Annotated in this window: 14 protein-coding genes and 1 pseudogene; 5 read left to right on the top strand and 10 right to left on the bottom strand. The window is 40.4% G+C overall.

Going from position 1 to position 13,044, the window contains the following annotated elements; genetic code table 11:
• The first annotated feature begins 1 nt into the window (after position 1).
• The gene (locus D7Z94_RS18550) at positions 2-985 is read left to right on the top strand and encodes an MlaD family protein (protein WP_120713037.1); all 984 of its coding nucleotides are present in this window, start codon (positions 2-4) and stop codon (positions 983-985) included.
• 124 nt (positions 986-1,109) lie between these two features.
• Here the strand turns inward: D7Z94_RS18550 and D7Z94_RS18545 are convergent.
• From D7Z94_RS18545 to D7Z94_RS18525, 5 genes and pseudogenes are all read right to left on the bottom strand, one after another.
• Positions 1,110-2,114 (bottom strand): annotated as a pseudogene (locus tag D7Z94_RS18545) (AI-2E family transporter); the annotation flags it as partial.
• Between the two features lie 287 nt (positions 2,115-2,401).
• Complete coding sequence (locus D7Z94_RS18540; RefSeq protein WP_158594684.1) at positions 2,402-3,292, bottom strand: universal stress protein; 891 nt, start codon at positions 3,290-3,292, stop codon at positions 2,402-2,404.
• 93 nt (positions 3,293-3,385) lie between these two features.
• Complete coding sequence (locus tag D7Z94_RS18535; RefSeq protein WP_120713034.1) at positions 3,386-4,402, bottom strand: hypothetical protein; 1,017 nt, start codon at positions 4,400-4,402, stop codon at positions 3,386-3,388.
• A complete protein-coding gene (locus tag D7Z94_RS18530) occupies positions 4,383-4,886 on the bottom strand; it encodes an AAA family ATPase (protein ID WP_120713033.1) in 504 nt (167 codons plus the stop codon). The genes D7Z94_RS18535 and D7Z94_RS18530 overlap by 20 nt, the downstream gene beginning before the upstream one ends.
• A gap of 12 nt (positions 4,887-4,898) precedes the next feature.
• The gene (locus D7Z94_RS18525; protein WP_120713220.1) at positions 4,899-5,489 is read right to left on the bottom strand and encodes a CDP-alcohol phosphatidyltransferase family protein; all 591 of its coding nucleotides are present in this window, start codon (positions 5,487-5,489) and stop codon (positions 4,899-4,901) included.
• Between the two features lie 230 nt (positions 5,490-5,719).
• On the opposite strand from D7Z94_RS18525, the gene D7Z94_RS18520 reads away from it, so the two are divergent.
• Both D7Z94_RS18520 and D7Z94_RS18515 read left to right on the top strand, forming a co-directional pair.
• Positions 5,720-6,571 carry a universal stress protein gene (locus D7Z94_RS18520; RefSeq protein ID WP_120713032.1) on the top strand — a complete coding sequence of 284 codons (852 nt, stop codon included), beginning with the start codon at positions 5,720-5,722 and terminating at the stop codon, positions 6,569-6,571.
• Positions 6,572-6,669: 98 nt separating this feature from the next.
• A complete protein-coding gene (locus tag D7Z94_RS18515) occupies positions 6,670-7,302 on the top strand; it encodes a phosphoribosyltransferase (protein ID WP_120713031.1) in 633 nt (210 codons plus the stop codon).
• Here D7Z94_RS18515 and D7Z94_RS18510 read toward each other — a convergent pair.
• The 5 genes from D7Z94_RS18510 to D7Z94_RS18490 all read right to left on the bottom strand — a co-directional run bounded on the left by D7Z94_RS18510 (position 7,292) and on the right by D7Z94_RS18490 (position 10,782).
• Complete coding sequence (locus tag D7Z94_RS18510; RefSeq protein WP_317125787.1) at positions 7,292-8,743, bottom strand: RtcB family protein; 1,452 nt, start codon at positions 8,741-8,743, stop codon at positions 7,292-7,294. The two genes, D7Z94_RS18515 and D7Z94_RS18510, sit on opposite strands and share 11 nt — an antisense overlap.
• A 72-nt stretch (positions 8,744-8,815) precedes the next feature.
• Positions 8,816-9,226: an archease gene (locus D7Z94_RS18505; RefSeq protein ID WP_120713030.1), complete on the bottom strand. Its 411-nt coding sequence runs from the start codon at positions 9,224-9,226 to the stop codon at positions 8,816-8,818.
• A 225-nt stretch (positions 9,227-9,451) separates the two neighbouring features.
• Complete coding sequence (locus tag D7Z94_RS18500; protein WP_120713029.1) at positions 9,452-9,658, bottom strand: dodecin family protein; 207 nt, start codon at positions 9,656-9,658, stop codon at positions 9,452-9,454.
• Positions 9,659-9,707: 49 nt separating this feature from the next.
• On the bottom strand, positions 9,708-10,217 hold the full coding sequence (locus tag D7Z94_RS18495; RefSeq protein ID WP_120713028.1) for a nicotinate-nucleotide adenylyltransferase: 510 nt from the start codon (positions 10,215-10,217) through the stop codon (positions 9,708-9,710).
• Between the two features lie 187 nt (positions 10,218-10,404).
• On the bottom strand, positions 10,405-10,782 hold the full coding sequence (locus tag D7Z94_RS18490; RefSeq protein ID WP_120713027.1) for a response regulator transcription factor: 378 nt from the start codon (positions 10,780-10,782) through the stop codon (positions 10,405-10,407).
• Between the two features lie 238 nt (positions 10,783-11,020).
• Here D7Z94_RS18490 and D7Z94_RS18485 point away from each other — a divergent pair, with 238 nt between their 5' ends.
• Together D7Z94_RS18485 and D7Z94_RS18480 are read left to right on the top strand one after the other, a co-directional pair.
• The gene (locus D7Z94_RS18485) at positions 11,021-11,482 is read left to right on the top strand and encodes a pyridoxamine 5'-phosphate oxidase family protein (RefSeq protein WP_120713026.1); all 462 of its coding nucleotides are present in this window, start codon (positions 11,021-11,023) and stop codon (positions 11,480-11,482) included.
• 223 nt (positions 11,483-11,705) lie between these two features.
• The gene (locus tag D7Z94_RS18480; protein WP_120713218.1) at positions 11,706-12,569 is read left to right on the top strand and encodes an OmpA/MotB family protein; all 864 of its coding nucleotides are present in this window, start codon (positions 11,706-11,708) and stop codon (positions 12,567-12,569) included.
• The last annotated feature ends 475 nt before the right edge of the window (positions 12,570-13,044 follow it).

Genomic DNA, 13,044 nt, shown 5'->3' with positions numbered 1-13,044 from the left:
CATGGAAAAGACTACTTCGGAAAAAATCAGATTGGGCATTTTTGTCATTATAGGAACCATTTTATTGGTAGTTGCCGTCTACCTTATTGGCAACCAGCAAAATCTATTCGGTAATACCTATACCATCAATGCGGTCTTTAAAAACGTTAACGGACTTCAAAAAGGCAACAATGTAAGGTATGCGGGCATCAACATCGGTACAGTAAGCGGTATTGAGATGCAGAACGACACGGCCATACGCGTTTCCATGTTGATACAGGAAAAAATGCGAAAACACATTAAAACGAACGCAATTGCCACTATAGGTTCCGACGGACTTGTGGGCAGTATGGTCATAAATGTAGTCCCGGGTAATGGTACGGCACCCTTGATACAATCCGGTGATGAGATTCTTGCCATGAGCAAGATTGCCACCGTTGATATGTTGAATACTTTGAGCGTCACCAATGAAAACGCGGCCCAACTTACCCAAGACCTGCTTAAGGTAACCGCTTCCCTTAACCGAGGGGAGGGCACTTTGGGACGGCTGTTGAACGATACCCTTATGGCCAACGATCTACAACAGATGTTGGTTAATCTTAAGAATGCTAGCCTTGGAGCGAATGCGACTATAAGTCAACTCAACGACATAGCCGAAAAATTCAATTCCGATGAAAGTGCAATGGGCGTGCTTTTCAACGACAGTATTTCTGCGGTTAAAATACAGAACACTATTGCACATTTGGAAACTTCGAGCATCGAAATCAGAGATATGACGAAGGACCTCAACATGGTAGTAGGTGATATCAAGGACGGAAAGGGAACCCTCAATTATTTGGCAACGGATACCATTTTGGTCTCTCAACTACAAAATACCATACAAAATGTGGAACAGGGCGTGGAACGGTTCAATGAGAATATGGAAGCCTTAAAGCATAACTTTTTGACCCGGGGGTATTTTAGGAAGCAGGAAAAACAGCAGAGAAAAGATAAAAGCGCGGAATAATCTTTCAAAACAAAACCAACTATTTTAATTCAATTTCAATACTACTACTGCACTATCGTATGATAATATTAAAAATCCCCAAGGAAAAACCGTTCATGATTTCCGAGGTTGAAAGACTTGTTGGCTATTCTTGCTCCTCTTTAAGGAAAAAGTCAAAAAATCGATGTTTGGCATGGTCAAGTTCTTCCATGAATATGGAGGATTTCCTCGAAAGGCCATCTTCCATAAGATAGCTCAAAGGTGCCAGGGCATCAAAACTTCTGAACACTTCCTTTGAAATGGCCAAAATGGGCAGTGCCAGTATCATTCCGGAAATACCCCACATAATCCCTCCTAAAAAAAGTCCGAGTATGATGAACAAAGGATTAATCTTAATACTTGGTCCCATAACATTGGGCGAAATCAAGTTACCTTCTATTTGTTGTATTAAAACATACAGACCTAACACTGCCCATGGTTGCCATAGGGTATCGGAAATCATCAGCATGTAGGTAAAAGGTAAAATGCCCCCGATCGTAGTACCTACATAGGGGATGATTTCAAGAAATCCTGCCAAAAATCCCCAAAAAAAGGGATATGGAACACCGATCAACCACAAACCCGACCCAATAAGAACACCCAGAATAATGATGACTAACCCCTGCCCTATCATATAGCGTTTGGTAAGCTTTTGTACCTCGCCGAACAACTGTTCCAATGCTCCCCGCCTCTCGGGATTTACTTGGGACAAAATGTAGTTCTTAAACGCGGTCCGGTACAATAGGATAAAATAAGTCATGAGGACAACCAATACTATATTTGCCAAAACCGTTGTACCTGATTGGAAACCCTCCTGTAACAGACCCATGGGAATATCTAGTGCCTCGTTCAAATTTTCGGAGACCCAACCCAATGAAGTTTCCGGGTCCAAACGGAATTTCTGATCCAGCCAATCCATAAATTGGTCCGTAAGCCAGCCTATTCTTTCTTTGGCCGAGGGCAACTTTCCAAACAAGATCCGAGATTGATTGAAGAAAAAGAAAAGAAGAGTCAACAATGGTACAACTGCAATAAGGTAAGAGGTAAATATGGCCAATATCCTATTATGAAGTTTAAGCTCCAAAAAAGAAACCACAGGTTTTAGCATTAGCGCAAAAAAAAACTAAAGCATAACGGTACAAGGACAATTTTGGCCGCAATAAGTATATATACCGTTAAAACCAATATGCCAAAGAAATAAAAAACATTGGGAAGGTTTACGGTATATCTTTTCATGTGCTGCTACATTCGGCTTATTGAAAAAGGGCTTAAACCCTATTGAGGCTTTTGGATTCCCGTCTTCAAAATCTGTTACCCTTTGCTCTTTTTTTGAAGAGCTTAAGGCAAAACATACGGATATGACTTGAAAATAAAGCTCTACCTTCTATAGATTTTACCCTAAAGAGCAAGAGAATACGAATTGTTTTTCTGTTCCTTCATTTCTAGGCAAATCCTTTTTTGGTTGAACGCCAATAACGGAATGGACACCTCACCTTCCATTGTACGTACCAAATCCCTATGGAACAGTTTATCATATATTGAAGAATGTTCCCGTTCCATCATCACCAGCATATCGGCACGTTCTTTTCTAATGTAGGAATGTAATCCGGATTCCACATCCTCTGCTTCGGACATGCTAAAGACAATTTCTGGATACGATATTCGTTGTCTTACCTTGCGTTCAAACCATTTCATATACTGATCTGCAACGGCTTCGGTCTTAAGTGGTATATGTACTACTTTGATGAGAGCACCATAGGACTCTGCAATTTTCACTAAACTACCTAGTGCGTAAATATCGGCTTCTTCAAAATCCGTAGCATATATAAGTGTAGACAACCCGTGATAGTAAATATCATTTGGCAATACCAGTATGGGAATATCTATTTTGTTTAGAAGTTCGTTTGCAATGTTTCCCGAAAAAATCCCCCTAAGTGTATATTCATCTTTCATGCCCACAATAACAAGATCCGGTTCCAGGGTCCATGCGGCCGATAGTATGCTCTTGGCCACAAAATTACTTTCAACAACCTGTATCTTCACAGGATTTAGATACAATTCATTTTTTAAATGGGTGCTACAGTAATTTGTAACGATTTCCTTTTGTTCTTGATGTAGTCTTTCTTTCAATTGCTTAGGAGGTCGTATCGTCGCAACTGTAACGGGAGGAAGCTCGTATACATGGAAAACATGTAGCTCAGCGTCCATAGCACTGCTAAGACGGTACGCATAGCGTAGTGCAGGAGCGGAATTCCGGGTACAATCCGTAGCGTATAGTACTGTTTTCATTGCTGACATATTTAAGTACTACAAAATTATGCCACAGCAAACTATCCGTAAATGACCATGGTCATTTAAACGCATTTTTTAGGTTGACATCACCTATCCGTTAATCAACAATTCCAGATAACTTTTCATAAGGTCCAAATATTTTTTGACCTCGGCTAGTGCCTTCTTTTTCTCTTCTTCATTCGATGCGCTCTTGGCTCTAAGACTATTGACCTTTGCCCGTATATTGGCACGGTAACATTTATAATAAATAAAAAAATTACATTCTTCCTGTGTCCTCATTGCTGGAAACTTAAGGTTGTAGTGTTCTATACATAGATCGGACAACTCCCTTTTACCAAACGCATCAAGGTCCATACATAAAAAAGCGATTTCGTTCAGCACATCAATATGGCGGTAATCATCATTGAACTCCAAACAGTCAAACGGTTGTGGAGTAGGCAACAAAAAGATATTCCGGCTGTGCAAGTCGCCATGGCAATCCCTAAAAAACCCGGAGCTCAACCTATTCTCCAACAACTTTTTGTTTTTGTCAAGGAAGGTATTGGAAGTTCCTATCGCATGGTCAATAACCCCTACTTTATCAATACCGAAACACGCTGACAGGAATTTTTTCTCCGCCACCAAATCATTGAATCTTTGCTTAATATCCAATACATTTTTTTTATAAATTATCTTTGCGTTCCCATGAAATTGTGCTATCCGTTCGGCCAAGTTTCTTATGTCGGTCGGTGTTACCTTGTCCTTTGTTAAGAGTACATCCATTTGCTTATCAGGATTCATTTTACGCATCTTTACTGCATAATCCAAAATGGTTCCTTTAGTACCTCCTATTGCCAAATAGTCCTGTATTTTAAAGATGGGCAAAACCTTGAGATATACGTCCTTTGCAAATCTTTGGTTCAGTTCAATTTCCTTGTGGCAATAGTATTTTCGAAGTTCAAGTGTGGAAAAATCAAGGAAGGAATACTGAATGGGTTTTTTAATCTTGTACACAAAATGGTCACATACGATTACCCAGGATATATGGGTTTCGACCAATTTCCGTTGACCTGTAACTTCAGGAAAATTGCCTGTGGAAAGCAAGATATCAATCTGTTTTTTTGTCATCGTCCCATCCGAGGTATTGTGCAGCTTTTTGAAGCATGCTATGGATATTCCCGTCCGTGGATTCCAGTAGCAAATGGGGTTCCTCCAAAGGCTCCCATTCCTGTTGTAGGCGTTGATACACCTCAAAATCGGCATCGCTATAGGGCCTATTTCTTTTTAACCGTTCCTTGATAATGGATTCATCGGCCCATACCTGGACAAAAAATAGGTTCTCTTTTTCCTGCGTAACAAAAGGTTTTCTGGTTTCATTTTTATGAAACGTGGCATCCAGTACCAAATTTTTATGGTGTTGGATGGCGTCTTTCATTTTTTGAAGCATCATATCATAGACCTTCGCTTTTTCCTTGTCCGAATACACGCATATCAGGAATATTTCTTTTCGCAACCGATCACTATTGATGTATTCGGCATCAATCATTTTTGCCAGCCTTTCAGCGAAATAGCTTTTTCCGGAACCGGGTAGGCCCAAAATGATTACAACCATAATATTGTTATTTTATAGGGTATTTTCCACTCGCCGTTTATCCTTAAATGCCCAATAAATGCCTTTTACATCCTCCACCCAAACGTCGTACATAAAAATAAGCGTGATTTCCTCTATGGTTTCCAAAACCCCGATGACGATCATGACGTAAAAAAGCCAATATACGGGTCCCAAAAACAGGGTCCATAAAATAAAACCGGCCTGTATCACAGCGGAAGCTTTTGCCAAATAGGTATGAAAGGCCGTTGCCTTGCCATACTTTTTCAAGGCAATCAACATTTGGATAATATAGGGTACGAAAGCTACAGCGATAAGCAACAGATTGTCCCTGATAAATGTGTTTTCAAAGACCCATAGCCCGATTAGGCCCAATACAAGGGTGATTTGATCGCCTATGGAATCCAATTGTGAACCTCTGGCACTTGTAATCTTCAATTTCCTGGCCAAATAACCATCAATAGCATCGGTACTATAGCTTATGAGCAAAAACCAGGTGAACAATCTCCGCTCCTCAAACCAAATGAGCAGCAGTAACAAAGGCACTGCCAAAATGCGGTAAAATGAAAACCAATCGGCTATATTGAAATTTTTAAATGCGGACATTTTCATTTTTGGATTCTAATGTGACACCTACCTTTTTTTGACAAATTATGGGCCTTCACGATGATGGATTCTCCCGCCAAGGCATCCCAATAAATGTGAATATGTTTAAAGGTAATTGAGGTAGTCTTCAATCAAAATGACCAAAATCATCCGGATAATTATTCCCAAACTGATACCTATCATTTTCATCTTGACATCATTTTTTTAGCTTCATACTAAATTTAGAAGTGATGAATACTATTCTATATGCCACCGACTATTCCGAGAATTCCATAGCGGCCCTGCATTTTGCCTACGCGTTGAGCAAGGAACTGAATGCAGAACTGATGGCCCTTCATGTATTTGATTTACCCCTGACTTTGGCCAGTACCATCTCCTATACCTATTCACGTAGGGAAGTAAGGGCCTTCGGGGACCATCGTGAAAAATTGATCGCTTTTTGTAACGAACATCTAAGAAACGAAAATGAACCCCTGGCCATTACCTGGAAAGTGGACGAAGGAAAGCCAGTCTCCGAAGTCATCATTAAAAACGCCAAAGAACTGGAGGTGAACCTAATTGTAGTGGGGACCAGAGGTGGAAGCCGTATCAAGGAAGTATTTTTGGGAAGTACCACCAGCGCATTGATCAATTCTGCTCCCTGTCCTATTTTAGCCATACCCGAAGATGCTGATTTCCATGGAATCAGAAAAATGGTATATGCCACTGATTTTGAGGGAACCGATATTTTCGCCATCGAAAAAACAGTAGAATTGGCAGAACCTTTTGAAGCCGATATCCACTTGGTGCATGTATCCACAAAGCCCCGTCATACCAGCGAGGACCAAATGGAATGGTTCAGGAACATGTTACGACATAAAGTTACCTATGAGAACATCCAATTTGAACTTCGTTTTGGTGATGATGTTTTCTTGACCCTACAAGAATATGTCGATGAAATTGCGCCCGATTTGGTCGCTATGTTGGAACGGGAAGGTCATAGCCTTATTAAAAGCCTCCGCCATCGTGACTTGGTGAAACGTATGAAAAGTGAAGGTCATTTACCACTATTGAGCTATCATAAGAAGAATGTTGTGGTTTAATACTTTTCCATTCAACAGATTGAATTGGTAAAGTCTTGATCTAGAAAATATACCAGCATAAAACTATAAGACTTTTTGTTTTAAACAAGATCGTAAATATGTTCAAGAATAGAATTGACGCGGGAATTCAATTAGCGGAAAAATTGCTAAGATTCAAAAATGAAAATGTAGTGGTCTTGGCCATACCTAGAGGTGGACTCCCTATTGGTTCTATTGTTGCCAAGACCTTAAACGCTCCCTTGGACGTGGCCCTGACCAAAAAAATAGGACACCCGGACCATAAGGAATACGCCATTGGGGCGATTAGCTTGGACGATGTTATACTTACCAATGCCTTTGGAGTACCCCAAGATTACCTTGATAAGGAAATTGTACGAATACGGAAAAGACTTGGACAACGCTATGAGCAATATTATGTGAATAGGTGCCCACAAAGCCTAAAGGATAAAACGGTAATCATTGTCGATGATGGTGTAGCAACGGGTAATACCATTCTTGCCACAATAGAACTGGTAGCTCATCAAAAGCCCAAAAAAATAATAGTCGCCATACCCGTGGCACCGAGCACTGTCATCAGAAAATTTGAAACTATTTCCAATGTTACCGAAACCATTTGCTTACGGACGCCCTATGATTTCCAGGCCGTAGGGCAGTTCTATAAAGTGTTCGGGCAGGTTTCCGATCAAAAGGCCATACAATTGTTGGAAGAAACTAATACCATTAACCTTTGATAACCGCTACCGGTTTCAATTTTGCCACTTTTTTTGCAATCCCTGAGGCACTTACGACATCAACTACCGAGCCTACGTCCTTGTAAGCTATCGGAGCTTCTTCCGCAATGCCCCTAAAGGAACCCGCTTCGACAAAAATACCCTGTTCCCTAAGCTTTTCTTTTAACACGGGAGCATTTGCCTGTCGTTTGGCAGCACTTCTTGAAAGTCGTCTTCCCGCACCATGACAACAGGATCCAAAAGTCATTTCATGACTTTTGGAAGTGCCCGCTAGAACATAGGAACAAGTGCCCATGCTTCCTGGAATGATTACCGGTTGTCCCACTCCCTTATACTCAGGCGGTAACTCTTTAAATCCTGGACCAAAGGCACGTGTTGCGCCTTTACGATGTACAATGACCTTTCGGGACGTACCTTCGATAGTATGCATCTCAATCTTTGCAATGTTATGTGCCACATCATAAAGCAATCTCAAGTCCCCTCCCTCTTTACCAAAAATGTTTTCCCAGGCATTTTTAACTTCCCAAGAAATGATTTGTCTGTTGCACCAGGCAAAATTAGCCGCTGCACACATTGCCTTGAAGTATTCCTGTCCTTCCTTTGAATTAAAAGGAACACAGGTCAATTCCCTATCCGGTACATTTATCCCATAGTGTGACATGGCCATCATCATTTTACGAATATGGTCCGTTGCTACTTGATGTCCCAAGCCACGGGAACCTGTATGAATCAAAAGGACTATCTGACCTTTTTGCAAACCATAAGTCTTGGCAATTGTGTTATTGTATGTTTTTTCAACAAAATCGACCTCCACAAAATGATTGCCCGAACCTATGGTCCCTAATTGGTCCAACCCTCTATTTTTGGCCATTGTGGAAACAAACGCGGGATCTGCATCGTTCAATTTTCCATGACTTTCCATATAGGATAGGCTTTCCCTTGTTCCATATCCATGATTCACGGCCCAATTGGCACCCTCTGCAAGTACTTCGTCCAGTTGTTCGGTGGTGAGTTTAATTGTTCCTCCCTTTCCCATTCCGGCAGGAACGTGTGCATGCAATTCCTTCGATAGCGCTTCTACGGCATCCCTATTGTCCTTTATCTGAAGTTGCGATGCTAGCAGTTGTACCCCACAGTTGATATCATAACCTATTCCTCCAGGCGAAATAACTCCTTCCGGGTAGTCCATTGCCGCCACCCCTCCAATCGGAAAACCATAGCCCTCATGTACATCCGGCATCACCATCGATGCTTTTTTTATGCCCGGAAGTGTGGCAACATTGACCAATTGATTAAGGGATCTGTCCTTGATAATGGCATCAAGAAGACCCTCAGAGGCAAGGATTTGGGCAGGGACACGCATGTCCTCCCGAAAGGATTTTGGAATCTCCCACAGATAGTCCTCCAATTTTGTTATGTGCGCTTTTTGGACTTTTTTCACATCTCTAAATCCTATTACTTCTTTAAAGAAAAAGTGTACCTAAATAGCGTTTCCGTTTTTGGCATCGAAAGCTTAAAGATCAAAAATGATATTAGTTTCCAGACAGCCCTGGGCGTTTCTTGATATAGCCGCTTCGTGATAGGTCACTCCCTTGATTTCCTCATCAAAATGGTCGAACCATATGCCATATAACTGAGCATCGACTTTTGTAGCCGAGAGTTCTGAAAAGTAAACATGACAGAAAAGGGTCTTCTGTATATAGGAAAGGGCCAGTACGTCGGATAAAAAATCGATCAATAGGCAGGTAGTATCATTGGAGGATATGACTATCCTCATAGAACAATCGTAATGATCAACGCCATCGCAACACCCCTCCTTGAGAATTTGGGCCATTTCCTTTAGACTGTTCTTAAAAAGTTCTTGGAGCGTATACCCTCTTACCTGTATCCCAATGTCCGCTATATGTTCCATGGATTGTGCCATTGTTCCATTTGTTTTTATTCACAATATTTGATTTCCGCTTTGTATGAATATGACAAAATGTATTAAACCCACAATGATCCAAATCAGTCTTAAAAATTTTAACGTTTGGCCATACCTTTTTTGGGAAAAGCTCAAATTCTATGAATTGTAAAATAAAAAAGTACTGCCAGTGGAGGGATACGTAGTTTTGGCAGTACTTTTAGGTATTCCTTGTTCAAAAAAGGATTATACCTCTACAATACCAAAAGTGACTTTGGCATTTACACGATATTCAACAATCTGATTATCGCTTACGGTCACCTGCATATCTTGGATATAAACAGATTTGATGTTCTTTACGGTTTTAGATGCTTCGTCAATGATATTTTGGATGGCATCTTCAAAATCCTTGGTGCTATTGCCCAAAACTTCGATTACTTTTAAAACGGACATAATATGCTTTTTAAGTGAATAATAATTTATATGGACCGGTAGGCATGTATTATAAAAATTCTCCAGTTTCATCAATTTTTACACGTATGGTTTCGTCCCCGTTTTCCAGTTTAAGCTTGTATTTTTTGGCTGCACCTTTTTTCTTATGGTAGCTTACCGAATAAACATCCTTGGTTACGGTCCATCCGGGGAAACGTTTTAGGATCGCCTCCCGTATTGGGTTTGGTAAATTAATGTCCTTGAACCTTTCGGCTGTGCGAATCAAATTTCCATCCTTGTCATAAGCTGCAAGAATTTTACCTTCCGGAAGGTAAAAACTGATTTGGTACAGATCATATTCGTCCTGATAGAAATCGGAACCTTTTGGATTATAGGCAGCTACTTTGCGCTCTAACAATTCAACAGGAATGGAAGCTACTTCTCGTGTGTTTACATCCTTTAGGTATTTATAATTCGTCGCATATACTATTACCTCGGAGAGTTTTTTCGTATCGACGGTCTGTGCATAAGTGGGGAAAGCGAAGCCGATGGCCAATAGGCCCAAAACAACTTTTTTCATAACTATGGATTTATGTTAATACTACTTAAGTGAATACTGGATGAACGTTCTTATCATGTTCGCCGGATCAAATGTATTCGGGTTATGGTGATTCCACAATGACTTGGATCATTCCGGTCGTTATTCCCTTATCATGATAAAAAAGAGGTGAAAAAATCAAATGTTTTAAAAAGCTATTGAGGAAAGTTTAGGAAAGTTTTTTCCTTCGTAAACACTTTTTAATCGAGGCCAAAAGGTCTTCAAGTTCCAAAGGTTTTACCAAGTAATCGTCTGCACCCAAATCCAATCCTTTTTTGATATCCATTTTTTCTGCCTTGGCGCTAAAAAAAATGAAGGGGATTTTCTTATAATCAGGGTGCTTCCCTAACATGGCTAGCAATGTAAGTCCATCCATTTCCGGCATTAACAGATCACATATAATAAGATCAGGAATAAAACTGGCCAGTTCTTTAAGACCTTCCTTTCCGTTTTTGGCCTTAATGACCCTATAACCTTCAAGTTCCAAAAGCTCGGCAGTATTCTCCAATATACCAATATGATCTTCAATAAGTAAGATAGTGGTCATTGGCCGTTGATTTTGACGAAATCAAATCCTAAGAAAGTAAGTAGCATTCCATAAATATAATATTTCCCGAAAGAATAATCCTTTGTTTACGTAAGACTCCTTGACGGAAAATCGTACAATACCAAAATACGACTGAAAATTTCTTCCTCAAAGAAGCTATTTTCCTGATCTAGGTCATATTGAAAGAAGTTCTTCTCCCCTACTTTTATTCTACGTATACTACAACAGTAAATGGGTTATGATTAAAGATTTAGGTTTTGGGGAATGCATTCAACTGCTATGCAACAACTACATTGGCCATTTGGCCTATATTGCCGGTGAAAGTCCTTTTGTAATTCCCATTACATATTATTATGATCAATCGCACAACAGTATTATCAGTTATTCCCAGGAGGGCCATAAAATTGATGCTATGCGGAAAAACCGATCAGTATCCATGGAGGTAGATGAAATTGAATCGGTAAATCGTTGGAAATCTGTCTTGGCGCATGGAAAATTTGAAGAACTCAGTAGCATCAATGCCAAGCACCTACTGCATGAATTTTCAAATGGGGTAAAGGAAATCATTAACCGTAAGCAGACAAAGAAGTTGCAATTTATTTCTGAATTCTCAAGCAAACTTGGGGCAGAAAGAACCTCTCCGATAGTGTATCGGATTCAACTCTTGGAAATCACAGGAAAACAAAGATCAGGTTCATAGGGTTTGACGATCAATACCCCTCATCTTAAAGGTCTATCCCATAAAATTGATGGACAATTCCAGTACAATGTTCTTTTCCATAGGCTCTGCGGCAGAGGTGTTGCCCTGATTTTGGGAAGGTCGGGAAACATCAATTATTCTGGGCATGACACAGGTCATTGTACAAAATCCCCGTCCCATTTTCCTTTGCAGAAGCGTTTATGGTAAACTAAAATCCAAAACAATGAACACTTTAAAAATTATAGCAATGCTGGGGATACTGGTATTGGCCTCTTGCGTAAGCCAGAAAAAATATATGGCCCTTCAGGAAAAGGCAGAAGTATGCGAAAACACATTGGGCGACAGCCGGAACGAGGTTGCCGTGCTTGAAAACAATTTGGCGAATGAAAGAAATCGATTAAAAGCACTGGAGCAACAAATGGAATATTTTAAAAGCACCAATACCGATTTGTTGGCCAGACTATCCGATCTTTCCGTGGTAAGCAAATCCGGAGCGGAAAGCATCAAACAATCCTTAGAGGCCTTGAACGAACAGAATAAATACATTAAGGATCTCACCACCTCAATGCAGCGCAAAGATTCCATTAACTTGGTGCTGGTCATGAATCTAAAGCGTTCCTTGGACGATTTTAACGATGAAGATATCGATATCGAAGTAAAGAAAGGTGTGGTCTATGTGTCCATTTCGGATAAGATGTTATTCCGTTCGGGAAGTTACCAAATTAGTAATCGGGCCGAGGAAGTCATTGGTAAAATAGCCATGATTATAAACGACCACAACGAACTGGATATTTTGGTAGAAGGCCATACGGACAATGTACCCATTGCCAACGAATGTATGGTAGACAATTGGGACTTGAGCGTTAAGCGGGCCACTTCCATAGTTAGGTTGATGCAAAACAAATTTGGTGTGCAACCCTCTCGAATGACCGCTGGTGGCCGTTCCGAATATCTCCCCAAGACTACGAACGAAACTGTGGAAGGACGTGCCAAAAACCGTAGAACGGAAATCGTAATCCTGCCCAAACTGGATCAGTTTTTTGAGCTTTTGGAACCCCCTACAGCAAGTATTCAAGAAAACGGATAATAAGTTGGAATGCACAAAACCATAACCCTGTACAGAACCATACAACAAAAAATATGTGGAGGTGCTATACGATTGGATAGAAAAAAATTGTGTTAAAAAGGCAAAAAAAGTTCCAAACTGACCTGGGTCATTTTGAATAGAGGTTCACTACCCTATCTTAGCGTTCGATTAAAAGTGATACAGTTCTTTGAAAATGGCAAACATACTTACTATTCGTGGGGAGTAGTGAGATGAAGCAAAGGAAGAGGTTACAAATACCCGTTATACCTTTTGAGTGCTGAAAGAATCTAGCAATAGATTCAAGTAAGGGCCAGTGTAAGTGGTCATCAGGTTGAATAACATCTTCTAGGGGACCGGAATATTTCGGTATTCCGGTCTCTTTTTAGACATATAAGGCATTGATCGGCAGCATCGGCAGATGGTAACGATCATAGTAGAGAAAAGGATGCTATCAGTACCCAAATTAATAGGTTAA

The sequence above is a fragment of the Ulvibacterium marinum genome (assembly GCF_003626755.1).
GTDB lineage: Bacteria > Bacteroidota > Bacteroidia > Flavobacteriales > Flavobacteriaceae > Ulvibacterium > Ulvibacterium marinum.
The sequence above is the reverse complement of the archived record's forward strand: the minus strand, read 5'-3'. Positions and strand labels throughout refer to the sequence as shown.